Origin of the sequence: Streptomyces sp. cg35 (assembly GCF_050410835.1) — a bacterium.
In the GTDB taxonomy this organism is placed as follows: domain Bacteria; phylum Actinomycetota; class Actinomycetes; order Streptomycetales; family Streptomycetaceae; genus Streptomyces.
The window spans coordinates 5,112,050-5,136,075 of record NZ_CP191268.1 but is presented as its reverse complement, the minus strand read 5'-3'; the positions used below and the strand labels follow the sequence as shown (position 1 = coordinate 5,136,075).

The 24,026-nt window shown below is 71.0% G+C and carries 24 protein-coding genes; 11 read left to right on the top strand and 13 right to left on the bottom strand.

The window, feature by feature from the left end:
- The first annotated feature begins 91 nt into the window (after positions 1–91).
- On the top strand, positions 92–3,601 hold the full coding sequence (locus tag ACQUQD_RS23400; protein WP_428954093.1) for a glycosyltransferase: 3,510 nt from the start codon (positions 92–94) through the stop codon (positions 3,599–3,601).
- Here the strand turns inward: ACQUQD_RS23400 and ACQUQD_RS23395 are convergent.
- The 4 genes from ACQUQD_RS23395 to ACQUQD_RS23380 all read right to left on the bottom strand — a co-directional run bounded on the left by ACQUQD_RS23395 (position 3,570) and on the right by ACQUQD_RS23380 (position 7,533).
- Positions 3,570–4,268: a hypothetical protein gene (locus tag ACQUQD_RS23395; RefSeq protein WP_428954092.1), complete on the bottom strand. Its 699-nt coding sequence runs from the start codon at positions 4,266–4,268 to the stop codon at positions 3,570–3,572. The two genes, ACQUQD_RS23400 and ACQUQD_RS23395, sit on opposite strands and share 32 nt — an antisense overlap.
- Before the next feature lie 161 nt (positions 4,269–4,429).
- On the bottom strand, positions 4,430–5,296 hold the full coding sequence (locus ACQUQD_RS23390; protein ID WP_428954091.1) for an LLM class flavin-dependent oxidoreductase: 867 nt from the start codon (positions 5,294–5,296) through the stop codon (positions 4,430–4,432).
- Between the two features lie 54 nt (positions 5,297–5,350).
- The gene (locus tag ACQUQD_RS23385) at positions 5,351–6,808 is read right to left on the bottom strand and encodes a HAMP domain-containing sensor histidine kinase (protein WP_428954090.1); all 1,458 of its coding nucleotides are present in this window, start codon (positions 6,806–6,808) and stop codon (positions 5,351–5,353) included.
- On the bottom strand, positions 6,805–7,533 hold the full coding sequence (locus ACQUQD_RS23380) for a response regulator transcription factor (RefSeq protein ID WP_428954089.1): 729 nt from the start codon (positions 7,531–7,533) through the stop codon (positions 6,805–6,807). The genes ACQUQD_RS23385 and ACQUQD_RS23380 overlap by 4 nt, the downstream gene beginning before the upstream one ends.
- Positions 7,534–7,711: 178 nt before the next feature.
- Between ACQUQD_RS23380 and ACQUQD_RS23375 the strand changes: the two genes are divergently transcribed.
- The 3 genes from ACQUQD_RS23375 (at position 7,712) to ACQUQD_RS23365 (ending at position 11,410) form a co-directional block, all read left to right on the top strand.
- Positions 7,712–9,019, top strand: a complete 1,308-nt coding sequence (locus ACQUQD_RS23375; RefSeq protein ID WP_428954088.1) for a glycosyltransferase family 4 protein — start codon at positions 7,712–7,714, stop codon at positions 9,017–9,019.
- Positions 9,020–9,029: 10 nt separating this feature from the next.
- Entirely contained in the window at positions 9,030–10,523 is a 1,494-nt protein-coding gene (locus tag ACQUQD_RS23370) for a hypothetical protein (protein WP_428954087.1), read from the top strand.
- Between the two features lie 92 nt (positions 10,524–10,615).
- Positions 10,616–11,410, top strand: a complete 795-nt coding sequence (locus ACQUQD_RS23365; RefSeq protein WP_428954086.1) for an SDR family oxidoreductase — start codon at positions 10,616–10,618, stop codon at positions 11,408–11,410.
- 26 nt (positions 11,411–11,436) lie between these two features.
- Here ACQUQD_RS23365 and ACQUQD_RS23360 read toward each other — a convergent pair whose 3' ends face one another.
- The 3 genes from ACQUQD_RS23360 to ACQUQD_RS23350 all read right to left on the bottom strand — a co-directional run bounded on the left by ACQUQD_RS23360 (position 11,437) and on the right by ACQUQD_RS23350 (position 13,962).
- Positions 11,437–12,090, bottom strand: coding sequence for a CE1759 family FMN reductase (locus ACQUQD_RS23360; protein ID WP_428954085.1), 654 nt, complete (start codon positions 12,088–12,090; stop codon positions 11,437–11,439).
- Entirely contained in the window at positions 12,087–13,184 is a 1,098-nt protein-coding gene (locus ACQUQD_RS23355; RefSeq protein ID WP_428954084.1) for an LLM class flavin-dependent oxidoreductase, read from the bottom strand. The genes ACQUQD_RS23360 and ACQUQD_RS23355 overlap by 4 nt, the downstream gene beginning before the upstream one ends.
- Before the next feature lie 181 nt (positions 13,185–13,365).
- A complete protein-coding gene (locus ACQUQD_RS23350) occupies positions 13,366–13,962 on the bottom strand; it encodes a TIGR03086 family metal-binding protein (RefSeq protein WP_428954083.1) in 597 nt (198 codons plus the stop codon).
- 79 nt (positions 13,963–14,041) lie between these two features.
- On the opposite strand from ACQUQD_RS23350, the gene ACQUQD_RS23345 reads away from it, so the two are divergent.
- Positions 14,042–14,869: an AraC family transcriptional regulator gene (locus ACQUQD_RS23345; protein ID WP_428954082.1), complete on the top strand. Its 828-nt coding sequence runs from the start codon at positions 14,042–14,044 to the stop codon at positions 14,867–14,869.
- Here the strand turns inward: ACQUQD_RS23345 and ACQUQD_RS23340 are convergent.
- The 4 genes from ACQUQD_RS23340 to ACQUQD_RS23325 are packed head-to-tail and all read right to left on the bottom strand — an operon-like array spanning position 14,866 to position 16,639.
- The gene (locus ACQUQD_RS23340) at positions 14,866–15,297 is read right to left on the bottom strand and encodes a GNAT family N-acetyltransferase (RefSeq protein WP_428954081.1); all 432 of its coding nucleotides are present in this window, start codon (positions 15,295–15,297) and stop codon (positions 14,866–14,868) included. The two genes, ACQUQD_RS23345 and ACQUQD_RS23340, sit on opposite strands and share 4 nt — an antisense overlap.
- A 20-nt stretch (positions 15,298–15,317) precedes the next feature.
- The gene (locus ACQUQD_RS23335; RefSeq protein ID WP_428954080.1) at positions 15,318–15,491 is read right to left on the bottom strand and encodes a hypothetical protein; all 174 of its coding nucleotides are present in this window, start codon (positions 15,489–15,491) and stop codon (positions 15,318–15,320) included.
- Positions 15,481–16,248, bottom strand: a complete 768-nt coding sequence (locus ACQUQD_RS23330; protein WP_428954079.1) for an SDR family NAD(P)-dependent oxidoreductase — start codon at positions 16,246–16,248, stop codon at positions 15,481–15,483. The genes ACQUQD_RS23335 and ACQUQD_RS23330 overlap by 11 nt, the downstream gene beginning before the upstream one ends.
- Before the next feature lie 55 nt (positions 16,249–16,303).
- The gene (locus ACQUQD_RS23325) at positions 16,304–16,639 is read right to left on the bottom strand and encodes a YnfA family protein (RefSeq protein WP_428954078.1); all 336 of its coding nucleotides are present in this window, start codon (positions 16,637–16,639) and stop codon (positions 16,304–16,306) included.
- An 82-nt stretch (positions 16,640–16,721) separates the two neighbouring features.
- On the opposite strand from ACQUQD_RS23325, the gene ACQUQD_RS23320 reads away from it, so the two are divergent.
- On the top strand, positions 16,722–17,177 hold the full coding sequence (locus ACQUQD_RS23320) for a hypothetical protein (RefSeq protein ID WP_428954077.1): 456 nt from the start codon (positions 16,722–16,724) through the stop codon (positions 17,175–17,177).
- 31 nt (positions 17,178–17,208) lie between these two features.
- Here the strand turns inward: ACQUQD_RS23320 and ACQUQD_RS23315 are convergent, their stop codons facing one another.
- Positions 17,209–17,625, bottom strand: coding sequence for a winged helix-turn-helix transcriptional regulator (locus ACQUQD_RS23315; protein ID WP_428954076.1), 417 nt, complete (start codon positions 17,623–17,625; stop codon positions 17,209–17,211).
- 148 nt (positions 17,626–17,773) lie between these two features.
- On the opposite strand from ACQUQD_RS23315, the gene ACQUQD_RS23310 reads away from it, so the two are divergent.
- Both ACQUQD_RS23310 and ACQUQD_RS23305 read left to right on the top strand, forming a co-directional pair.
- A complete protein-coding gene (locus tag ACQUQD_RS23310) occupies positions 17,774–18,667 on the top strand; it encodes an NADP-dependent oxidoreductase (protein ID WP_428954075.1) in 894 nt (297 codons plus the stop codon).
- Positions 18,668–18,692: 25 nt separating this feature from the next.
- On the top strand, positions 18,693–19,256 hold the full coding sequence (locus ACQUQD_RS23305; RefSeq protein WP_428954074.1) for a hypothetical protein: 564 nt from the start codon (positions 18,693–18,695) through the stop codon (positions 19,254–19,256).
- 44 nt (positions 19,257–19,300) lie between these two features.
- On the opposite strand, the gene ACQUQD_RS23300 is transcribed toward ACQUQD_RS23305, so the two are convergent.
- The gene (locus ACQUQD_RS23300) at positions 19,301–20,494 is read right to left on the bottom strand and encodes an RtcB family protein (RefSeq protein ID WP_428954073.1); all 1,194 of its coding nucleotides are present in this window, start codon (positions 20,492–20,494) and stop codon (positions 19,301–19,303) included.
- A gap of 220 nt (positions 20,495–20,714) precedes the next feature.
- Between ACQUQD_RS23300 and ACQUQD_RS23295 the strand changes: the two genes are divergently transcribed.
- The 3 genes from ACQUQD_RS23295 (at position 20,715) to ACQUQD_RS23285 (ending at position 23,956) form a co-directional block, all read left to right on the top strand.
- Entirely contained in the window at positions 20,715–21,545 is an 831-nt protein-coding gene (locus ACQUQD_RS23295) for a DUF3558 domain-containing protein (RefSeq protein WP_428954072.1), read from the top strand.
- A gap of 158 nt (positions 21,546–21,703) precedes the next feature.
- The gene (locus tag ACQUQD_RS23290) at positions 21,704–22,537 is read left to right on the top strand and encodes a DUF3558 domain-containing protein (RefSeq protein WP_428954071.1); all 834 of its coding nucleotides are present in this window, start codon (positions 21,704–21,706) and stop codon (positions 22,535–22,537) included.
- A 132-nt stretch (positions 22,538–22,669) separates the two neighbouring features.
- Positions 22,670–23,956 (top strand): DUF2637 domain-containing protein, encoded by a 1,287-nt coding sequence (locus tag ACQUQD_RS23285; RefSeq protein ID WP_428954070.1) that lies wholly within the window; start codon positions 22,670–22,672, stop codon positions 23,954–23,956.
- Positions 23,957–24,026 lie beyond the last annotated feature (70 nt).

Genomic DNA, 24,026 nt, shown 5'->3' with positions numbered 1-24,026 from the left:
TCACCCACCCCTCTCCGGCACTGACGGGAACCGAAACACTCCCGTCGGGCACTGTGCAGATCGTACGATCGACACGAGGCGAGGGGGGCCCGTGGACATTTCCCAGGTGCGCAATCCATACAACTACCGGCACCCCGTGCGTGACGCCGCCACCTTCGCCGGGCGCTCCGAAGAAGCGGCCGCCATCGAAGAAGAGCTGAGTCAGGCCCAAGTCGGCATGCCGTCGATCTGTGTCGTCCTGCACGGCCGGCGGGCAGCAGGCAAGACGAGTCTTCTCTATGCCGCCGAGCGGATGGCCACCACACGCGGGCTGACCACAGCGCGGGTGGAACTGATCGAGGGCGATGGCGAGCCGATCGCCTTCTTCCGCAAAATCTACGAGGAACTGGTGCTGGCCGTCCTGGCGGAGGCCGACCGTGCGGGCAATCCGGTCGACTTCGACGTAGCAGCGGTGCGCCGTGTCATGGCAGGCGTGGCGGACGCCTCGACCGTGCCCCCGCTGCAATTCCCGGAGGCGATCGCGCTCGCCGGCGCCGAGGGCCGTGTGCCGGACACAGCGCTCCGCGACGATCTCTCCTTCTTCATCGATCTCCTCGGCCACCCGATCGCGCTGCTCGTGGACGAGGCACAACTGATCGCCGACGACAGCCGATCCCTGTCCGTCCTGCGCTTCCTCACCACGCGGGTCGACGGACTGGTCCTCGTGCTCGCAGGTACGTCCGGGCTGATCGAGCGCATCAAAGAGGTGCACTCGCAGATTCTCCGGCAGTTCAGGGAGATCGAGGTCAAAGGCTTCGTCGAGGAGACGGACGTCGAGGAGTGTGTGGCGCGTCCGCTGCGGAACGCCGGACTCTACGGCGGCCTGCTCTCCGCCAACCTGGTGTCTTCACTGAGACGACTCACCGATGGCAACCCCTACGCGATTCAGTTGTACTGCCACGAGATGTTCGCCCGAATGCAGCGCGGCCTCACGCAGTACATGGAGCTCAGCCCCGAAGTCCTCGCAGGGATCAAATTCCGTATGGAGCGGGGTGATCGCGACGTCCTCGACCGTCCGCTGATCCGCGCGGTACGAGCAATGAGCCGGAACGAGCTCATCGCCTTCAACGTGCTCACATCGGCCCTGGGACACGCGACGCCCGACGAGGCCTGGTTCGCTTACGGCATGGTCGGGCGGCCGGAGATCACATACGAGGAATTCACTCAGTGCAGGCAGTCCCTCGTCGATCAGGGCATCCTCAAGGATGAGGACACCGTCACGCTGGCCGACGACTCGGAGTTGTTCGACGAGGTCTACTGCCGACTCTGGTCGGCCGAAACTCTCGGGACCCCTCGGCACTCGCAGGCCATCAGCCAGGCCAGCGTGCGGGCCATGCTGCTCAACAGGCTCCTCGGCCTGCTCCACGACATCGTGGACATCCATCCTGCGCGCATCTTCCCGACGTGCTGCTACCAGTTCAGCGCCAAGCATCTGGAAGCGAGCCTGAACGCTCTGGAGAAACTGCCCGACGCCGGGCCGGACTCCATCCCGGAGATCGATTTCCTCCACTACTCGATCCTCAACGCGGGTGAGCCTCAGGCTCTCGACATCACCACGGTGACCTGCACCTACCAGAACCACACCGTGGAGCGATGGCTCTGCACCCCGGACACCGACGGCTTCTCACTGTCCGAGACGGACTTTTTCCGGGCAGCAGTCGACCAGGTGGCGGCACTCGGTGGCACGCTCACTGCCGAGCCCGTACGCGTACCGCTGCGGACGTGGCCGGCGGAGAACTGGTTCCTGAAGGCGACAGGGCGGCTTCGGTCCGAGCTGGCGATCAACCACCGCACGGCCGCGATGAACGCCTATCGAGCGGGCGATGTGGCCCGTGCGCGGGCCCGCTTCCAGTCCTCGTTCGACCTGGAGCCGGACTGGGACGCCGCCAACTGCCTGATGTACCTGAGTGTGGCCACGGGGCACGAGGACGCGCTCGCTTGGTCCCGCAGAGCGCTGAGTCTCGCCGACGACGCGTACGCCCGTGCGCTGTGTCACTACAACGCCGCCATGGCCCACCTCACCGGCGGCGACCGGGACGAAGCGGCCGCGGAACTCTCGCGAGCCGCAGCGGAGTTGGCCCCCATATCGCTACGCAACCACCTCCTCGGCTTCCTGCTCCTGCCCTCCGCCGACGGCGGCACGACCTTGCACGAGGAGACGGACGTCGACCTGGTCGAGGCGGTGCAGCGGGCCAGCGCCATCATCGGCGTCACGTCCACGCCATCGCCGGATCCGGATCACAGCCAGAACAGTGAGCACGGATCACGGATGCCACCAGCAGAGGCACCTGCTCAGCGGTCGGCCGAGGAGGAGCGCGCCACGACGACACGTCCGGGCCAGGGCCCTGTGGTGCTCTCCGTCGCCACCGAGTGGGCCTCCGCCAACGGCGGACTGAGCACGTTCAACCGCGATCTGTGTCGGGCACTGGCCGCCGCCGGAGCCCGGGTCTTCTGTGTCGTGCTTCACGCGACCGCTGCGGAGCACGACGCGGCCGAGGAGGCCAACGTCACGCTGCTTCCCAGGCCCGTCAGGCCGGGAGAATCCGAGGACGTACGCCTCAGCAGCCGTCCGAATCTGCCCGACGGGGTGTCGCCCGACCTCATTCTCGGCCACGGCCGGATCACCGGACCCGCCGCGCAGAAGCTGGCCGAGGACTTCTATCCCACCGCCCGCCGTCTGCATTTCCTGCACATGGCCCCGGACACCATCGAGTGGTACAAGCCCGACCGCACCAATGACGCGGCCCTGCGTGCCGAGGACCGCACCCGCATCGAAAGGCGGTTGGGCAGAAGCGCGCACCGGGTCTTCGCTGTCGGTCCCAGACTGCACCAGGAGTTCCTCGCCGAGTTCAGAACCTCGGTCGGCAAGCCTCCCCAGAGAATAGATCCGGGGTTCGACTCACCGGAACCGGATGTCGACAGGGCTCCACCCCCGGGAAGCCCCTCACGTGTACTGCTCCTGGGCCGCGTCGACGACGCACAGCTCAAGGGCCTCGACCTCGCCGCAGCAGCCTGCGCCCAGGCCGACGACTGGCTGCGTGCGGAAGGTGTCCGGCGCGGCATACGACTCCTCGTACGTGGCGCTCCTGTCACAGATGCGGACCGGGCCCGGACACAGATGCGTCGGGTACACCCTCAGCTGGACACTGTGATCCGGGTCTACACCGCGGAGCAGGACCGTATCGACGACGACCTGGACAGCGCCTCCTTGGTCCTCATGCCGTCTCGGCAGGAGGGCTTCGGGCTCGTCGGCCTCGAGGCCATCACACGGGGAATCCCGGTCCTGGTCAGCTCGGAGAGCGGGCTGGCGGATCTCCTGCATGAGACTCTCGGACCTGAGCACGCCGGACAGTTCGTGGTCGAGGTGTCGGGCGACGAAGCCAAGGACACGCAGGCGTGGGCTCGCGCCGTCTGGCGCAGCCTGACGAACCGTGCCGCCGCCTTCGACCAGGCTGCGCACCTGCGTACCCTCCTCGCCGAGCGAATACGGTGGGCGCAGGCAGCTGAAGTGGTCCTCATGGAAGCGCCGCTCAGCCGAACTGAGCTCTCGTCACAGCCCTGAAGGCGGCGTCGGACACCTCCCGCTCCAGTTCTGCCCGGTGGTGCTCGTAGGTTCCGATGCCTGAGACCCGGACAAGGAGACAGAAGCGCTCCACCGATCTCAGCCGCTTCGCCACCTGCGCATACTCACGACGCAGGAAGTGGATCGCGGCGAGGTTCGCCACGGAACTCTGTCCGGACACGAGGAACACGGGCCCGGTGGACTCGGCAGGAGTGAACTTCGCGACGAGCGCGTACTCCTGATTGCCTCGGTCGAACAGGAACTTCTCCCCGCCGACTTCGATGGCCACGGAGTCGGGCCGCGTGTCGTCGTAAGGATGAACGGTCACCCCGGGCAGATGCGTGGCCAGGTGTCCCCCCGTACGGGGATTGGAGTCGCCGGACGGGCCACCGACGCAGAACTCCGTCCGATTGCCGTTGCCTCCGCGGAAGGTACCGGGCTCCAGCTCGACATGGCATCCCAACTCACTGGCGAGAAGGGCCAGTTCCATTGCGGCTCGGACATCCCGGTAATGCGCGCTGCCGGGCGAGTTGTACTTGCTGCCCAGCACCATCAGGCAGGTCTGCCCGGGTCGTACGCCGAAGAAGGCCGCCTGCCGGTTCACGACCCGCAGTCGTTTCGCCCGTGCCCGGAGCCAGACGAACGCAGCGCCGAGCAGACTGGTCACCAGCCCCAAGGCTATGTTCGCGAGTGCCGACTGAATCGTGTCCCCCTTCAGCAGAATCTTCGCGGAGCCATTCTCACAGGCAGCCCAGCTCATCACCAGACCGGCAAGCGCCCGCCCTTGCACGGTGCAGACACCCGGTCCACGACATCGCCGCCATGGGGTCACAGCCGCGGGGGCCCCGCCTCGACGCGTCGCAGCACGGCCTCGTACGAGTCGACGGTGCCGCCGGTCTGCAGTTGCCGCTCGTCCCACCAGGTGGCGCCCGCGTCGGCGAGCGGGCCGATGAGGTCGAGGGCCCCGGCCTTGCCGGACGGGCTGACGCCGCCGACGACGATCTCGAAGGGGGCGTCGGGGGCCTCCCGGTGCTCCGTCACGTACGCGACGGCCTCCGCCAGTTCGTCGGGGCGCGGCGGGACACCGTGCAGGGCGGTGGTGAACAGCGGGACGGCGCCGTCCCAGCGGGCCGCGCGGCGCATGGGGCGGCGGTGCGGCCAGAAGCCGCCGATCCACACCGGCGGGCGCGGCCGCTGGACGGTGGCGGGCAGCAGGGCCGTCTCGTGCACGCGGTAGTGGGCGCCGTCGTGGTCGACGCGCTCGCCGGTCCAGTACCGGGTGAGCAACTCCAGTGATTCGTCGAGCCGTTCGGCGTGCACGACCCGGTCGACGGTGTCGCCGAAGCTGCCGTACTCGTCGTCGGCGGGCCCGCCCAGCCCCGCGCCGAGGATCACCCGGCCGCCGCTGAGCGCGTCCAACGTGGCGACCTGGCGGGCGAGTTGCTCGGGCCGGTAGCGGGGCACGGCTGCCACGAGCGGGCCCACCTTCAGCCGCGACGTGGCGAGCGCGGCCGCGGTGAGCAGCATCCACGGGTCGCCGAACGGCTTGCCGCGCTGCTCCCGCTTGTCGTGCACGACGTGGTCCCACACGAACAGGCCGTCCCAGCCCGCCTGTTCGGCGGCGACGGCCGTGCGGGCGACGGTGCGGGCGTCGGCGAAGTCACCGAAGTTCGGGATGTTGATCGAGAAGCGCATGGACGGCATGCTGCCGGGCCCGGGCGGGGGCGGCCAGTGAATTGACGGCGCGGGTCAGTCACCGCACCCGGCGGGCCGGCCGGCCCCCTTCACCGTGAACCCGATCACCGCTCCCCCGCCCGCCCGTCGCGCCGCGAACGGCACCCCGTCGTGCCCGGCCGCGACCTCCCGCACGATCGACAGGCCGAGGCCCGAGCCGGGCAGGCTGCGGGCCGCGGGGGCCCGGTAGAAGCGGTCGAAGACGCGGTCCATGTCGCCCTCGTCGAGGCCGGGGCCGCGGTCCAGGACCTCCACGCGAACGCCGCCGGAGGTCCGGGTGACGGCGATCTCGATGGGGGCGGTGCCTGCCGCGTCGAACTTGGCGGCGTTCTCCACGAGGTTGGTCAGGGCCCGCTGGAGCTGGGCGGGGCGGCCCGCGATGGCCGTGTCGCCCTCGGCGCGGACGGTGACGGTGCGCCCGGTGCGGCGGCGGGCCAGTGCCGCGACGTCCTCGGCGGTCTCCGCCAGGGCCACCTCCACGACCGGTTCGTCGTCCTCCTTGCCGGCCGCGAGGTCCACCAGCTCATTGACCAGGTCGGTCAGTTCGCGGGACTCCTCGGCCAGGTCGGCGACGAGTTCCTCGCGGGCCGCGGGCGGCAGTTCCTCGATGCGGCGCAGCAGCGAGATGTTCGTCCGCAGCGAGGTCAGCGGCGTACGGAGTTCGTGGCCCGCGTCCTGGACGAGGCGCCGCTGGTCCTCCACGGAGCGGGCCAGGCGGCCCAGCATCCGGTCGAAGGAGCGGCCCAGGCTGCCCACCTCGTCGCCGCCCGCCACCGGCACCGCGACATCGAGCCGGCCGGTGGACGCGACGACCTCGGCGGTCTCCGCGAGACGTACGAGGCGGGAGGTGATGCGACGCGCCAGCCACCAGCCGAACAGGCCCGCGGCGACCACGACCGCCCCAGCGAACAGCACCGTCCGCTTCTGCAGCTCCCGCAGCAGGTCCTCGGTGTCGCTGAACTCCTGCGCGACCTGCACCGCCCCGCGCCCGCCGCCGAGCGCGACGGTGGCCATGCGGTACGCGTCGTCGTGGATCTCCACGTCGTCGTCCTCGACGACCGTGCCGGCGGCGGTCGCGTCCGCGGTGCGGCGGGCCGCTGTGTCGACCGGGAGGGCCGGGTTGCCCCGGTCCAGGACCGCGCCGCGCGGACCGAGGACCTGCACGACGGTCCCGGCCGGGCGGGTCAGGTCGTCGCGCGGGCCGTCGTGGTCCGGGTCGCCCGAGGTGAAGTCGCCGGGGGCGAGCCGCTGCCGGCCCACCTGCTGGCGCAGATCGTGGACGACCTCGCCGAAGACGGCCTGCTGGTCGACGCGGACGAGCCGCGCCGCCGCGTCGTAGGACAGGAATCCGACCAGGGCGGTCACGCCCGCGGCGACCGCCGCGAAGGAGACGGCCAGTTTGGCGCGCAGGCTCTGGGGGGTGCGCCGGTGCCGTGCGGATGCGGATGCGTGCCCGGCGGCGCTCGGGCTCACCCTTCCCTCAGGACGTAGCCCACGCCCCGCACCGTGTGGATCAGCGGCACCCCGTCCGGCTCGTCGACCTTCCTGCGCAGGTAGCCGACGTAGACGGCCAGGTTCTTCGAGCCGGGCCCGAAGTCGTAGCCCCAGATGCGGTCGTAGATCGTGGCGTGGTCGAGGACGATGCCGCAGTTGCGGGCGAGCAGTTCCAGCAGGTCGAACTCGGTGCGGGTCAGCTCCAGCTCGCGCGGGCCGCGCCAGGCGCGCCGGGCACCCGGGTCGATCCGCAGATCGGCGGCGGTGACCTGGCCGCCGTCGGCGGGTCCGGCCGCGGGTTCGGCCGGGGCCGCGCGGCGCAGCAGGGCCCGCAGCCGCGCGAAGACCTCCTCCACGTCGAACGGCTTCACCACGTAGTCGTCGGCGCCCGCGTCCAGGCCCGCGATCCGGTCCGGCGTCTCCACCAGCGCGGTCAGCATCAGGATCGGCGTGCGGTCGCCCTCGGCGCGCAGCACCCGGCAGACCTGCAGGCCGTCGATGCCCGGCATCATCACGTCGAGCACGAGGACGTCGGGCGTCGCCCGGTGCGCGGCGGCGATCGCCTCGACGCCGTCGGCGACGGCCGTGACGACGTAGCCCTCCAGGGTCAGGGCGCGCGCCAGGGCGTTGCGGATCGCGCGGTCGTCCTCGGCGAGCAGCACGGTGGGAGCGGGCGGCGAAGAGGCGGGGGCAGATTGCGGCACGCTGCCCAGTGTGCCCCCGCCACCTGGGCGCATCGCCCGATCGGGCGTCGGCCAAAGGGCTTCTTACCCGCCTCTCACCCGGCGCGGAACAGCGGCTTACCTGCTCCCAGCACGCTGTGCCGGTACATCCAGGGATGTGCGGGCCCGCACCGGTCGCCCGCCGGGGAAGGCACTACGTATGAAGATCGTGTTCCTGCTGCACAACGTGTACGCCGTCGGCGGCACGGTGCGCACCACGCTCAACCTCGCCGCCGCGCTCGTGGAGCACGGCGGCCACGAGGTGGAGATCGTGTCGATGTCGCGGCACCGCGAGAACCCCCGGTTCGCGGTGGACCCGCGGATCACGCTCGTCCCGCTCGTGGACACGCGGGCGGGCTGCGACGACAGCCGGCGGCCCGAGTACGGGGAGCCGTCAAGGGACTTCCCGGCCGCCGAGAAGCGGTACAAGCAGTACACGCTCCTGCACGATCTGCGGGTCCGCGCCTACCTGGAGGAACGCTGCGCCGCGGACGTCGTCGTCGGCACCCGGCCCGGCATCAACGTCTACCTCGCACTGTGGGGGCCGCGGCGGGCGCTGCGCATCGGGCAGGAGCACCTGCGGCACGACGCGCACGGCAAGAAGCTGCGCACGGTCCTCGGCCGGCACTACCGGGCCCTGGACGCGGTCGTGACGGTGACCGAGGCGGACGCGGCGGTGTACCGGGCGCGGATGCCGCTGCCGGGGGTGCGGGTGGAAGCCGTGCCGAACATCGTGCCGCCGGCCCGTGTCCCGCCCTCCGACGGCACCTCGAAGATCATCGCGGCGGCGGGGCGGCTCGTCCCCGGCAAGCGCTACGACCTGCTCCTGGAGGCGTTCGCGGCGGTGGCCGCGCAGGAGCCGGACTGGGAGCTGCGGATCTACGGCGGCGGCGCGCAGGAACCGCATCTGAGGGCCCTGGTCGGCGGCCTCGGGCTGACCGGCCGGGCCCGGCTCATGGGCACGGTGTCGCCGATCGAGCCGGAGTTCGCCAGGGCGTCGCTCGTGGTGAGCGCGTCGGACGCCGAGTCGTTCGGGATGACGCTGGTCGAGGCGATGCGCTGCGGGGTGCCGGTGATCTCCACGGACGCGCCGCTGGGGCCCGCCGAGATCGTCACGGACGGCGTCGACGGACGCCTGGTCCCGGTCGGTGACGCGCGGGCCCTCGCCGAGGCGATGGCCGGGCTGATCGAGGACGAGGCGGGCCGCAAGGAGATGGGCGCGGCGGCGCTCGCCTCGGCCGGACGCTTCGACCCGGCGCCCATTGTGGCGCGATATGACCGCCTTTTCACGGAACTTCGGGCGTCACGCCGTCGTCGTGCATGGCAACGGTTCCGCGCCCGGGCCGCCAACCGGGCCCACAGAATGGTCCGTTCGGTACGCCGTGCGCGGCCGGGCGGTCCAGGGGGGACACCGCATGACCGCCGACGCCGTCGTGCCCATGGCACCGCACAGCCCACAAACCCCTAGGACGCGCGCGATGCCGACCAAGCCGACCGCGCCACCGGGGTCCTCGACGGCCCCCGGGCTCCGGTGGCGGCCCGTCTCCCGCTCCGGCCCCGGCGGCGACGCCTGGCTCGGCATCGTCGCCGCCCTCTACTGCATCACCCAACTCGCCGTTGTCGTGACCCAGTTGGGGCACGGTCTCGGCTGGGACGAGTCGGTGTACGTGTCGCAGTACGACCCCCGCAACCCGGCCGTCTTCTTCAGCGCGCCGCGCTCGCGCGGCACGAGTCTGCTGACGGCGCCGCTCGTCGCGGTGACCGGCTCGACGGTCGTGCTCCGCATCGCCCTGGCCGTGCTGTCGTCGGCCGCGCTGTACGCCGCGTTCCGGGTGTGGCGGCCCCTGGTCGGGGCCCGTACGACGGCGTTCGCCGCGCTGCTGTTCGCCGGGCTGTGGATCTCGGTGCTGTCCGGCGCGATGGCCATGCCCAACCTGTGGGTGGCGTTCGGCGCGGTCGGCGCCGTGGGCTGGTTCCTGCGGGACAAGGACCGCGGCGCGGGCTGGTGGCTGGCCGGCTGCGTCGCGGCGGTGGCGCTGTTCCGGGCGTCGGACGTGGTGTGGCTGGGCGGGCCGCTGGCCGTCGCCGCCCTGCTCACCCGCGAGCGGCGGCGCACCCTGCCGTTCCTCGCGGCGGGCCTGGTGGTGGGGCTCGCCCAGTGGATCGTCGAGGCGTACCTGCGCTGGGGCGGGGTCCGCGAGCGGCTGCGCGTGTCCAGCGCCACCGAGGGCGACATGGGCCTGCACCTGAACCTGGACACCGCCTGGCGCTCCGTGAACGGCCCGCTGCTGTGCCGCCCGTGCACGGCGGGCGTCCCGGACCAGCCCGGACTCGCCCTGTGGTGGCTGGCGCTGCCGCTGCTGGCCGCGGCCGCGGTGTACGTCTCCCTCCGCGAGCGCCGCCCCGCCCCGACCGTCCTGCCGGTGATCTGCGCCGCCGCGATGGCGGTCCCGTACCTGCTGCTCATCGGCTACTCGGCGCCGCGCTTCCTGCTGCCCTCGTACGCGCTGCTGTCCCTGCCGGTGGCGGTGCTGGTGCGCCGGCTGCGCCGTCGGCGGCCCCTCACGATCGCGGCGGCCGTGCTCGTCGCGCTCCAGCTCACCTCGCAGTACCTCGTGCTGGAGCGCGAGGTCGCCTCGACGGGGCGGACCGACGCCCGCTACGTCGCGGCGGCGCGGGGCCTGCACGCGATGGGCGTGACACCGCCCTGCCTGGTCACGGGCCCGCGCGCGCTGCCCATCGGCTACGCGGCGGGCTGCGCGTCGGCGCAGACGAAGGGCAACAACCGCTCGACGACCCGCGCCGGCCTGCTGGACCGCGCCGCCCGGGTGCCCACGGCGATCCTCACCGAGACCGGCGCACGGCCGCCGCAGTACGCCCGCGACTGGACCCCGTACGAACTGCCGCACACCGGCGGCTGGACGGCGTGGAAGGCGCCGGTGCCGTACCGGCCGCAACTGCTGGGGCCGTAGGGCCCGTCCGGCGGATCTCGTCGCGGGCACGGGGTCCGGCACGCACGCACAAATCCGTTGCCCGGGCCGCGGCCGACGGGAAGGATCGCCCGATGACCTTCACCCCGGCGCCCGGCGCCCGTCCCGGCACCCCGTCCCGCCCCGTCGCCCTGGTCACCGGTGTCGGCCGCACCGTCGGCATCGGTGCGGGCGTCGCGCGGCAGCTCGCCGCGTCCGGGTGGGACATCGCCTTCACCCACTGGACGCCCTACGACGCACGCATGGCCTGGGGCGCCGAGCCGGACGCGACCGCGACGATCACCGAGTCCCTCGCGAAGAGCGGCGCGGCGGTCGCCGCCGTCGAGGCCGACCTCGCCGATCCCGCGGCCCCCGCCCGGGTCTTCGACGAGGCGCAGACCCGTCTCGGCGGGCCGGTCACGGCGCTGGTGATGTGCCACTGCGAGTCGGTGGACTCCGGCCTGCTCGACACCACGGTCGACAGCTTCGACAGGCATGTCGCGGTGAACGCGCGCGCCTCCTGGCTGCTGATCCGCGAGTACGGCCGCCGCTTCACCGGCACCCCGGGGACGGGCCGCATCGTCGCTCTCACCAGCGACCACACGGCGGGCAACCTCCCCTACGGCGCGAGCAAGGGCGCCCTGGACCGCATCACCCAGGCCGCCGCCCACGAGCTCGCCCACCTCGGAGTGACCGCCAATGTCGTCAACCCGGGCCCGGTGGACACCGGCTGGATGACCGGCGAACTGCGGGACCGCATCCGCGACGCGACGCCGCTCGGCCGCCTGGGCACCCCGCAGGACACCGCCCACCTGGTCGACTTCCTGTGCTCCCCGCAGGGGCAGTGGGTCAACGGCCAGCTGCTGCAGAGCAACGGCGGTCTCGCGTAGCCCCTGCCCCTCGGCGCTACCCGGCGCTACTCGGCCCGCAGCGCGGCGAGCCGCTGCTCGAACGGCACCACCTCGAAACCGTCCGCCGGGTCCACCGACGTGATCGCCCCCGTCAGCGAGCGGGGCGCGATCGCGGCGGCCGTGTCGACGTCCGGCGCGGCGTCCGCGGCGGCCGGCGCCATGAAGCGGGCCAGCTCGCCGCCCGCGCGGGCGATCCGCCGGTCGAGGCCCTCGTCGCCCCAGTCCTCCGACGCCGCGTACACGGCGGTCGGCAGGACGAGCGCGCGCAGGTAGGTGAAGAGCGGGCGCAGGGCGTGCTCGGTGACCAGGGAGTGCCGGGCGGTGCCGCCGGTGGCGCCGACGAGCACCGGCTTCCCGGTCAGCGCGTCCTTGTCGATGACGTCGAAGAACGACTTGAACAGTCCGCTGTACGACGCCGCGAACACCGGCGTCACGGCGATCAGGCCGTCCGCGGCGGCCACCGCGTCGAGCGCGGCGGCCAGCCGGGCGGGCGGGAACCCGGTGACGAAGTGCTGGGCGATCTCCGTCGCCAGGTCCCGCAGTTCGATCACCTCGACCTCGGCGTCGACGCGCCCCGCCGTCGCGGCGGCGAGCCGGTCGGCGAGCAGCCGCGTGGACGAGGGCGAGCTCAGCCCTGCCGATACGACGACGAGCTTCACTTCGCACTCCCTTCAGGGACATCGGACTGGGCGGCGACGCGGGCCGCGTGGGTCGGCGCGTCCGGGACGTTCGCCGGGCGCTGGTTCGCGAACTCCTTGCGCAGCACCGGCACGACCTCCTCGCCGAGCAGGTCGAGCTGCTCCAGGACCGTCTTGAGCGGCAGGCCCGCGTGGTCCATCAGGAACAGCTGGCGCTGGTAGTCCCCCACGTAGTCACGGAAGGACAGGGTCCGCTCGATGACCTCCTGCGGCGAGCCGACGGTCAGCGGCGTCTGGGAGGTGAACTCCTCCAGCGACGGGCCGTGGCCGTAGACCGGCGCGTTGTCGAAGTACGGACGGAACTCGCGCACCGCGTCCTGCGAGTTCTTCCGCATGAAGACCTGGCCGCCGAGACCGACGATGGCCTGCTCGGGGGTGCCGTGCCCGTAGTGGGCGTAGCGCTGGCGGTACAGGTTCACCATCTGCTTGGTGTGGCTGGCGGGCCAGAAGATGTTGTTGTGGAAGAAGCCGTCGCCGTAGTACGCGGCCTGCTCGGCGATCTCCGGGGAGCGGATGGAGCCGTGCCAGACGAACGGCGCGACGCCGTCCAGCGGGCGCGGGGTCGAGGTGAAGGACTGCAGCGGCGTGCGGAACTTGCCCTTCCAGGTGACGACGTCCTCGTCCCACAGGCGGCGCAGCAGCGCGTAGTTCTCGATCGCGAGGTCGATGCCGTCGCGGATGTCCTTGCCGAACCAGGGGTAGACCGGGCCGGTGTTGCCGCGGCCCATCATCACGTCGACGCGGCCCTCGGCGACGTGCTGGAGCATCGCGAAGTCCTCGGCGATCTTCACCGGGTCGTTCGTCGTGATCAGCGTCGTGGAGGTGGACAGGATCAGGTTCTCGGTGCGCGCGGCGATGTAGCCGAGCATCGTCGTGGGCGAGGAGGGGACGAACGGCGGGTTGTGGTGCTCACCGGTGGCGAAGACGTCGAGGCCGACCTCCTCGGCCTTCTGCGCGATGGCGAGCATCGCCTTGATGCGCTCGTGCTCGCTGGGCGTCCGGCCCGTCGTCGGGTCGGTCGTGACATCGCCGACGGTGAAGATCCCGAACTGCATGCTGCTCACCCTCCCGGGTTGTTGATTGTTCAACTATACCCCGGAACGGTGAGCGCGGGCCGGCTATTCCCGGTGGTCGGGAAGCGCCCGCGGCCTGACCATCGCGTCGCGGGCCGCGGGCCGGTGGGCCGCAGACGCCCCACGACAAGATCAGGCAGACGACGAGGCGAGACCCGCGCCCCTACGGGACGGCCACGTACGGGTCACGGCCCGTCGCCGCCAGGAGCCGGAAGAAGGGCGGAGCCTGCTCGCCGACCTCCACCGGGGCCCCGAACACGCCCATCTCCTTGGCCGTCGGCCCCAGCTCCGCCACCGCGTCCGCGAGCGGACCCACGACCTGCGGCGCCACCTCGTACGCCTGGCCCGTGGCCCGCGCCAGATCCCACGCGTGCACGGTCAGATCCAGCAGCGCCATCGCACCGACCAGCCGCGCCGGCATCTTCATCGCGCCGCTCACCCCGTCCTCCGCGCCCGGCGCCGACCACGCCGCCACCAGCGCCTGCGCCTCCCCCGCGAACCGCTCCCGCCAGTCCGCACCCCGCCCCACCCGGTCCGGCGTCGACGTGAAGTCGGAGTCCTCCTTCACAGCCAGCTTCTGGAACTCCACGACCACCTGGAACAGATGGTTCACCAGGCCCTTCACGTCGTACTCCGCGCACGGGGTGGGCCCGGCCAGCGCCCCGTCACCGATACCGGCCACGACCGGCACGGCCCGCGCCGCCGACAGCCCCATCAGCTCACCGATCCCGTACGCCTTCTCCTGCTCCTGTGCGTCCATGACCCGACCGTACGAGCCCGCCGCCCCGCACCTCTTGAACAAACGCGACGCTGTCGGTGCCCCGCCGTACGATCCCGGCATGGACCGGGACCCGTCCGCACCCCACCAGGACACCCGCGGGATCGTCGACCCGTCCGCACTGCTCAGCGCCGTGCGGTTCCGGCGGCACGAGCCCGCACAGGCGCTGCGCCCGTACGTGGAGAACTACTGGTTCATCGACTGGGACCTGCCCGCGCCCTACGCCTCGCACGTCGTCCCGCACCCGTCCGTGAACCTCACGTTCCAGTGGGACCAGGACGACACGGGGACAGCGCAGCCGTACGGCGAGCTCACCGGCGTCTTCGCGCCGGGGCTGTACACCCGCAAGATCGGCGGCCGCGGCCGGGTGTGCGGGGCCAAGTTCTGGCCGGGATCGTTCCGGCCGTTCGTGCCGGACGTGCCGGTCGCCGACTGGACCGGACGCGTCCTGCCGTACGAGGACGTGTTCCCGCCCACCGACGTGACCGCCGTCGTCTCCCCCGCCGAGGACCGGGACCGGGTCGCCGCCCTCGACACCTACCTGCTGTCCTTCGCCCCCGCACGCCCCGACCCGCAGGCCGAGCTCGCGCGCGGCCTCGTCGCCCGGATCCGCGCCGAGCGCGACGTGCGCCGCGTCGCCGACCTCGCACGGACCGAACGGATGTCGGTGCGCTCACTGCAACGGCTGTTCACCGCATACGTCGGCGTCAGCCCCAAATGGTGCATCCTGCGCTACCGCATCCACGAGGCCGTCGAGGCGGCCGGCACCCGCACCGGCGTCGACTGGGCCGGCCTGGCCGCCGACCTCGGCTACGCGGACCAGGCCCACCTCGTCCGCGACTTCACCGCGACGGTCGGCGTCCCGCCCACCGCGTACCCGACCGGCTAACCCAGCTTCTTGCGGAAGTGGAACGACGTGATCGCCATGCGCTCCCGCAGATAGAACCGGTGCGCGTCCGTGCGCTGCGTCCCCGAGTCCAGATCCAGCTGCGTGCAGCCCAGCCGCACGGCCCGCTCCTCCAGGTGCGCGAGGAGCGCCCGGCCCACCCCGCCCGACCGCGCCGCCCCCGACGTCACCAGGTCGTCGACGTACAGCTTGCGCAGCGCACTGGTGTTGACGAGCACGCGCCACCCGGCGACACCGACACACGCCCCGTCATCCGCATAAGCGGCACTGAACCGCAGCCCCTGCCCGTGCCCCTCGGCGTACACCTCGCCGAACAGCTCCTCGGTCAGATGCGGGCGCAGCTCGCGCAGCACCGGCAGCACTTCGGACGCCAGGCGCGCGTCCCCGGGTTCAAGGTCGACGATCTTCATGCCGGAACTCTACGGCCGCCCTACTGGGCGTGCTTGATCGCGTAGATCATCACGAACGCCACGAGGTGGATACCGAAGAGGAAGTAGCCCAGGTACCACCACATGTACCGCTCGCCCTTCTTCTCCTGGGCGAGCCGCCGCTCGTCGTACTCCCGCTGCAACGCGTCCAGGGGATCCGGCGCGTCACCGCTCACGGTGGACCTTGGTGTTGGAGGCCTGGGCACGCGGCCGGACCACCAGCAGATCGATGTTCACATGACTGGGCCGGGTCACCGCCCAGGTGATCGTCTCCGCGACATCGTCCGCCGTCAGCGGCTCGGCGACACCCGCGTACACCTTCGCCGCCTTCTCCGCGTCCCCGCCGAACCGGGTCAGCGCGAACTCGTCCGTCTTCACCATGCCGGGCGCCACCTCGATCACCCGCACCGGCGTGCCCACGATCTCCAGACGCAGCGTCTCCGCGAGCACGTGCTCGGCGTGCTTCGCGGCCACGTACCCGCCGCCCCCCTCGTACGTACCGTGCCCCGCGGTCGAGGACAGAACGACGACCGTACCGTCGCCCGACGCGGTCAGCGCCGGCAGCAGGGCCTGGGTGACGTTCAGCGTGCCGATGACGTTCGTCTCGTACATCTGCCGCCACTGCTCCGGGTCACCGGACGCCACCGGGTCCGCACCGAGCGCCCCGCCCGCGTTGTTCACCAGCACCCCGACCGTCTTGAACGCCGTCGCGAACTCGTCCACGGCCGCCCGGTCGGTGATGTCCAGGGCGTACGCCGCGGCCTGGTGCCCGGCCGCGTTGATCTCCTCCGCCAGCGCCTCGATGCGGTCCTTGCGGCGGGCCGTCAGCACCACCCGGTACCCGGCCGCGGCCAGCTGCCGCGCGGTCGCGGCACCGATACCGCTGCTGGCACCCGTGACGACGGCGATGCGGGATGCGGCTGCGGGGGCCATGGGCTGCTCCTCGTACGTACGTGTGGTCGCTTCCGGCCCAGGATAGGCCGCCGCCTCAGTCACCCCGGGGCGCGTACATGATCACAGCCATCCCGGCCAGACAGATCAGCGCGCCGACCACGTCCCAGCGGGTCGGCCGGTACCCGTCCGCGACCACGCCCCACGCGATCGAACCCGCCACGAACACCCCGCCGTACGCCGCCAGGATCCGCCCGAACTCGGCATCCGGCTGCAGCGTCGCCACGAACCCGTACAGACCGAGCGCGATCACCCCCGCCCCGATCCACACCCACCCGCGGTGCTCCCGCACCCCCTGCCACACCAGCCACGCACCGCCGATCTCGAACAGGGCAGCGAGCACGAACAACGACACGGAACGGGCGACGAGCATGGGCCACAGGGTGTCACGTACGTGTCGCGGGACCCCTCACGTGGGATAGATCGGCCGCTCGCCCCTTCGTCCGGAGGTCCCCATGCAGCTCGCGCTCGCCCCCACGGCCCTGGCCCTGGCCGCCGCCCTCGCGGCACCCGCAGACGACCCGGCCCCCGAGGCCGACCTCGCCTACCACGGCCGCGTCACCATGACCGGCGGCCACGTCACCATCGCCCTCACCCCGCAGAACCACGGCCCCTTCGACGTGCCCGACGCCACCGTGCGCCTCGCCTGGTCCAGCCCGCTGGCCGACACCCAGACCCTGCCCGACGGCTGCCTGCGCAGCGCCCCGCGCACCGTCTCCTGCCGCACCGGAGCCCTGCCCGCCGCCGCGCACGGCACCCCGCTCACCGTCCGGATCCGGCTCGCCGACACGCCCAGCGAGGTCACCGTCCGGATCGACACCACCTGGAGCGGCGGACCCGCCGACCACAACCCGGACAACGACCGGCACCAGGTCCTGGTCCTCGACACCGGCGACACCTACTACTTCTGACGCTGCTCCTGCCTCTGACGCTTCCGAACGCTCACCCGACGGCCGCCGCATCCTCGTCGTACCGCTCGCGCGCCACCGCCACCTCGTCCATGTGCGACTCCGCCCAGTCCTTCACCGCGAGCAGCAGACCGCTCAGACTCCGGCCCAGCTCCGTCAGTTCGTAATCGACCCGCACCGGCACCGACGGCGTCACACTCCGCGCCACGATGCCGTCGCGCTCCAGCGCCCGCAGTGTCTGCGTCAGCATCTTCTGACTCACGCCCGCGATCTTCCGGCCGAGATCCGAGTACCGCATCGGCCCGTCGTGCCCGGCGAGCGCGCTGACGACCAGGCTCACCCACTTGTCGCTCAGCCGCGCCAGCAGCTGATTGGTCGGGCACTCCCGCAAGAACGCGTCGTACGCGAACCGCGCCCGCTCGCGGCGCTGCGCCGCCGTCATCGTCGCCATGACACTCCGCCCCTGCGCACTTCCCGGTGACGTACGCACCTCCAGGTACGTACTTACCAAAAGAGAGTAACACTCCCTAGGGTCATGACAACGAAATCGAAAGCACCTCACACCCACACCAACTCACCTGAAAAACAATGGAGTTGTCATGCGAGCAGCAGTAGTGACGTCGTTCGGCGGCCCGGAAGCGGTCGAGATCGCGGACGTCGAGCGACCCGAACCGGCCGCCGGCCAGATCCGGATCAAGGTCGCCGCCGCCGCCCTCAACCCGGTCGACGCGGGCGTGCGCGCCGGAGCCTTCGGCGGCGCCGGCCAGCAGCTCGGTCTCGGCTGGGACGTCGCCGGAACCGTCGACGCGGCGGACGCGGCCACCGGCCGGCACCCCGGCGACCAGGTCGTCGCCCTCCTCCACGGCATCGCCAAGCCCCTTGGCACACACGCCGATTACGTGGTCGTCGACGCGTCGGCGACGGCCCCGGCCCCGACCTCCGTGGACCTGCCGCACGCCGCCACGCTCCCCCTCAACACCCTCACCGCGGCCCAGGCACTCGACCAACTCGCCCTCAAGGAAGGCCAGTCCCTCCTCGTCACCGGCGCGGCGGGCGCGGTCGGCGGCTACGCGATCCAGCTCGCCGCCCACCAGGGCATCCAGGTCACGGCCTACGCGGGCGAGGCCGACGAGGCACTGACCCGCACCCTGGGCGCGACCGGCTTCGTACCGCGCGGCCAGACACCGCCCACCCCCTTCGACGCCGTCCTCGACGCGGCCGTACTCGGCACCGAGGCCCTGGCCTGGGTCCGCGACGGCGGCGCCTACATCGGCGTCATCCCCGGAACCGCACCGGCCCCGGAACGCGGGGTGCGCACCGCCGCCGTCGAGGTGGCCGCGGACGGCAAGCGCCTCGCGGAACTCGTCCGCCTGACCGACGAGGGCGTCCTGACCCCGCGCATCGCGGAGACGTACCCCCTCACCGACGCACCAAAGGCCCACGCCAGGCTGGCCGAGGGTGGAGTGCGGGGCCGCCTGGTGCTGATCCCCTGATCGCTCGCCCCTCCTGGGCTGCTCCTTGGAGGCGCGCACCAAGCTCAACGAGCTCGGGCTGCCGTACGGACGGAAATCCAAACGGATCACGCCGCCGCGAGACGTCCCCTTCTCACGCCGCGACTATCTGCGGGGCGTGATCGACGCGGACGGCTCGGTCGGCTACACCAAACAGGGGCTGCCGTTCATCTCGCTCACGACAGCGAGCACTGCCATCGCCGCCTACTTCTGCTTCTACGCCAAGAAGATCACGGGCGCCTCACGGCATCCAAGCCGCAATCAGCGGGACGGGATCTACAACGTCATGTACTGGAAAGAGGCGTCCCAAGAACTGGCAGCGCACTTCTACTATCCAGTCCGCCTTGCTCGGGAGCGGAAAGAGGCAGCAGCGACATCCCTGCGCGACTGGGTGCGCCCGGCCGGCATGAAGTCCTCGCCGAACCGGCGTCGCTGGAAGGAGTGGGAGGACCGAGCGCTGCTCAGGCACAACAACCCCACCAGCGCCGCCGAAGAACTGGGCCGTTCCCTCCAGAGCTGCAGCTTGCGTCTCTGGCGACTGCGCACGGGGCAGGTACCGATGCCGCAATAGCCAGAAGGGCCCGAGCCGCCAACGGCTCGGGCCCTTCCATCCGTTCAGCCCTTCACACAGACGACCTGCTTCAGCTTCGCCACGACCTCCACCAGGTCCCGCTGCTGGTCGATGACCTGCTCGATCGGCTTGTACGCGCCCGGGATCTCGTCCACGACGCCGGAGTCCTTACGGCACTCCACGCCCCGCGTCTGCTCCTCCAGGTCGCGCGTCGAGAACCGCTTCTTCGCCGCGTTCCGGCTCATCTTCCGGCCCGCGCCGTGCGACGCGGAGTTGAAGGACGCCGCGTTGCCGAGACCCTTCACGATGTACGAACCCGTCCCCATGGAGCCCGGGATGATCCCGTACTCGCCCGAACCCGCGCGGATCGCTCCCTTACGGGTGACCAGCAGGTCCATGCCGTCGTAGCGCTCTTCGCTGACGTAGTTGTGGTGAGCACTTATCTCGGGCTCGAAGGTGACCTTCGCCTTCTTGAACTCTCGCCGGACAACGTCCTTCGAGAGCGCCATCATGATCGACCGGTTGTACTTGGCGTACTCCTGTGCCCAGTACAGGTCGTTGCGGTAGGCCGCCATCTGCGGCGTGTCCGCCACGAAGACCGCCAGGTCCCGGTCGACCAGACCCTGATTGTGGGGCAGGCCCTGCGCGACCCCGATGTGGTGGTCCGCAAGTTCCTTGCCGATGTTCCGGGAGCCCGAGTGCAACATGATCCATACAGAATCGGACGTATCTACACAGAGTTCCCAAAAGTGATTTCCCGACCCAAGTGTCCCCATCTGCCGCACAGCCCGCCCCTCCCGGAACTTCACGGACTCGGCAACCCCGTCGAACCGCCCCCAGAAGTCGTCCCAGCCGCCCGTGGCGAACCCGTGCAGCCGACCCGGGTCGACGGGGTCGTCATGCATTCCCCGGCCCACCGGAATCGCCTGCTCGATCTTCGACCGCAGCCGCGACAGGTCCCCCGGCAGGTCGTTCGCCGTGAGCGACGTCTTCACCGCGCTCATCCCGCAGCCGATGTCGACCCCGACCGCCGCCGGGCACACCGCTCCCTGCATCGCGATCACCGAGCCGACCGTCGCGCCCTTGCCGTAGTGGACGTCCGGCATGACGGCGAGGCCCTTGATCCAGGGGAGGGTCGCCACGTTGCGGAGCTGCTGCATCGCGGCGTCCTCGACGGAGGCGGGGTCCGCCCACATCCGGATGGGCACCTTGGCGCCGGATACCTCTACATACGACATGAAATCCCCCGAAAATCGGCCTGGCTCAAGCAACTGGACTAGATGGATCAACTGGATTTATTGGACGTGAAGTTGGATAGCGCAAATACCGGAGCCAAGGTCGACGAAAGGGATGCCGGACCAGCGTCCACGGCGGTGCGTGCGATAGACATTGTCGTCACTGGTGGCCCTGTCGCGGCAACCGATTAACCAGGCGTAACCCGCCGAGAGGAGCCTTACGGTGCAGCGGAAGTCGTACGCGTACGTACCCGGCGTCGCCGTGCTCCTGACGGCGTTGCTCACCGGGTGCAGCGGGAGCTCCGGTTCCGACAGCGGCGTGGACGACTCCAAGCCGGGCGAGGTGAGCTCCTCGGCGTCGTCGGCGCAGCCCGGCAGGTACCGGACGCTGCCGGAGCCGTGCAGTCAGCCCGATCAGGCGATCCTGGACAAGATGCTCCCGGGTATCGCGAAGCTGCCGGACGAGCGGCAGCGGGAGAAGGCGTACGAGGGCACGGCGACGTCCACCTATGACACGGACCGGCGCGCGGGGTGCGGGTGGAAGGACGATTCGGCGCTGGGCGGCACGCACCGGCTGACGCTGGATTTCGAGCGGGTGGTGTCGTACGACGCGGCGGTCAGTGACGACTCGAGCGCTGAGGGTGTGTTCGCCGCGAAGCAGGAGCGTGCCGATCTGCCGGCTCCGTCGTCGACGGGGTCCGCGGCGGAGCCGGAGGGTTCGGACGCGGCGCAGGATTCGGGTGCTCCGAAGGACGGGCCGAGCGGGGCGGCGGTCTCGTCGTCCGCCTCGCCGTCGTCGTCGGTGTCGCCGTCGGAGCTGCAGCCGCGGACGCTGGACGGGCTCGGCGACGAGGCGTTCGTCGATGATGCGCTGTCGGGTCCTTCGGCGTCCCGGAGCCGGACGGTGACTGTGGTGTTCCGCACGTCGAACGCGTTGGTGACTGTCCAGTACATGGCGCAGCCGGGGGCGCCCGGTGAGGTGCCGGACAGCAAGGAAATGCAGGACACGGCGCTGGAACTGGCGCAGAAGCTGGTCGGGAAGTTCGGCGAGTAGGGCGGGTCGGGGGGCCGTCGCGGCTGTGGGGAAGTCGAGGCGTGCGGGTCGGCCACGGCGTACGGTGGCCCATCGGGCCCGGGTTCGTGGTGGCTGTGTGAAGAAGAGCCGCTGTGTTTCCGGGACCGTGCTTCTGTCAGCGTCCTAGTGAAGGAACCATGCACCGTCCGACCAAGCGACTCACCCGCACTCTTGTCTGCGCAGCCGCCGTGCCGGCGGTCCTCGTCGTAGCCGGCTGTTCGTCCGGCTCGGGTTCCGACTCCGGTGACGGGGCGAAGAAGGGGTCGGAGGCGAAGGCGTCCGCCTCGACCGCGAAGGACGCGGCGAAGAAGGTGGCGCCGGCGACGTACAAGGCGTTGCCGCAGGCGTGCTCGGCGATCTCGAAGAAGACGCTGGGCGATCTGGTGCCGAAGGGTGACAGCAAGGCGGGTGCGTCGGACGACGAGTCGACACGGGCGAGCTGTTCGTGGTCGAGCCTGGAGAACAATGGGGTCAAGGGGTCCCAGTTCCGTTGGCTGAATGTCTCGATGGTCCGTTTCGACTCGGATGTGAACCGGGGCAGCGGTGACAAGCTGGCGTCGGCGTACTACGCGAAGCAGGTCAAGGACGCGCAGGCGACGGAGGGCGCGAAGAGCGTGAAGACGTCGCCGGTGTCGGGTACGGGTGACGAGGCGACGCTGGTGCGCTTCGACAGCACGTACAAGGAGAAGAAGAAGGACGTCACGTCCAAGCAGCAGACGGTCGTCTCGCGCGTGGACAACGTGGTGGTGACGGTCAACTACAACGGTTCGGGGCTCGCGGGCGAGAAGACGCCGGACGCGGACGGGCTGTCGAAGGACGCGGAGAAGGCGGCGAAGGAGGCCGTGGCTTCGCTCGCGGATTCGGCGCGGAGCGGTTCGCCGTCGGCGTCGCAGTCGTCCTCGGGGAAGCCGAAGGCTTCCGCGTCGGCTTCCAGGAAGGCGTCTTCGAAGGACGACGCGAAGGACAAGTAGTCGCTGTTTCCCCGTGGTTTGAGGAGCCCGGCCCCTTTTGGGTGCCGGGCTCCTGGCGTACCGGCACGCGGTCCTCCGCATGCATGTGCCAGTCTGTTGGGCGCAACATGCCGAACTGGGAGGGGAACTGGAGTGGCCGCGCCACTGAAGTTGACACGGACGCACCGGATACTCGTGGGCCTGGTCGTCGCCGGGGCAGTGATCATCGCTGGGATCGGTTTCGCCGGTTCGTACGCGGCTGTGCGTGAGCTGGCTCTCAAGAAGGGCTTCGGGAACTTCAGTTATGTCTTCCCGATCGGTATCGACGCCGGTATCTGTGTGCTGCTCGCGCTGGACCTGCTGCTGACGTGGATCCGGATCCCGTTCCCGCTGCTGCGTCAGACGGCGTGGCTGCTGACGGCGGCGACGATCGCGTTCAACGGTGCGGCGGCGTGGCCGGACCCGTTGGGCACGGGGATGCACGCCGTGATCCCGATTCTGTTCGTGGTCGCGGTGGAGGCGGCGCGGCATGCGATCGGGCGGATCGCTGACATCACGGCGGACAAGCACATGGAGGGCGTGCGCATCACGCGCTGGCTGCTGTCTCCGGTGCCGACGTTCCTGTTGTGGCGGCGGATGAAGCTGTGGGAGCTGCGGTCGTACGACGCGGTGATCAAGCTGGAGCAGGAGCGGTTGGTGTATCAGGCGCGGCTGCGGTCGCGGTTCGGGCGGGCGTGGCGGCGTAAGGCTCCGGTGGAGTCGCTGATGCCGTTGCGGCTGGCGCGGTACGGGGTGCCGTTGGCGGAGACGGCTCCGTCGGGTCTGGCGGCGGCCGGGATCGAGCCGCAGTTGCTGCCGCCGAAGCCGGTGGCCCCGGAGCTGGAGCGGTCGGCGCCGGTGGCGCCTGTTGCGCCGGTCGCGCCGACCGCTCCGGTGGAGGCGCCGGTGGAGGCGTCGGCGGAGGCTGTCGAGGAGGCTCCGAGCCAGTGGTTCGCGACGCCGCCGCAGGCGCAGCAGTATCAGGGCGGTTACGACCCGACGTACGTCCCGGAGCAGGAGCATCAGGGCTGGTACGAGGATCAGCCGCAGCAGATCCCGGTGCCGCGGCCGCGGGCTGCGGAGCCCGAGCCGGTGCCGGAGCAGGGTTTCGTGGAGCCGGAGTTCGTGGAGCCGGAGTTCCCGGTGCCGAACGGGGCCGGTGGGACGCGTCCGCTGGGTGAGGGCATCCAGGAGGTGGAGGCTGCGGCGCCGACCGAGGAGGATCTGTACCGGGTCTACCGGCAGGCCATACAGGGCGAGGGTGTGCCGTCGCCGGGGAGGTTCGCCGCGGACGTGGAGGATTCGTTCGGCCTCCGGCTCCAGCCGCGGGACGTGAACCGCTACGCCGAGCAGTTCGAGGCCCGCTACAACGCGGAGCTGATGGAGGACCACATCGCCTGAGAACCTGAGGACAGGCCCGAAGGGGCGGCACCGGGATTCCGGTGCCGCCCCTTCGGTTCTGTGTGTGCCG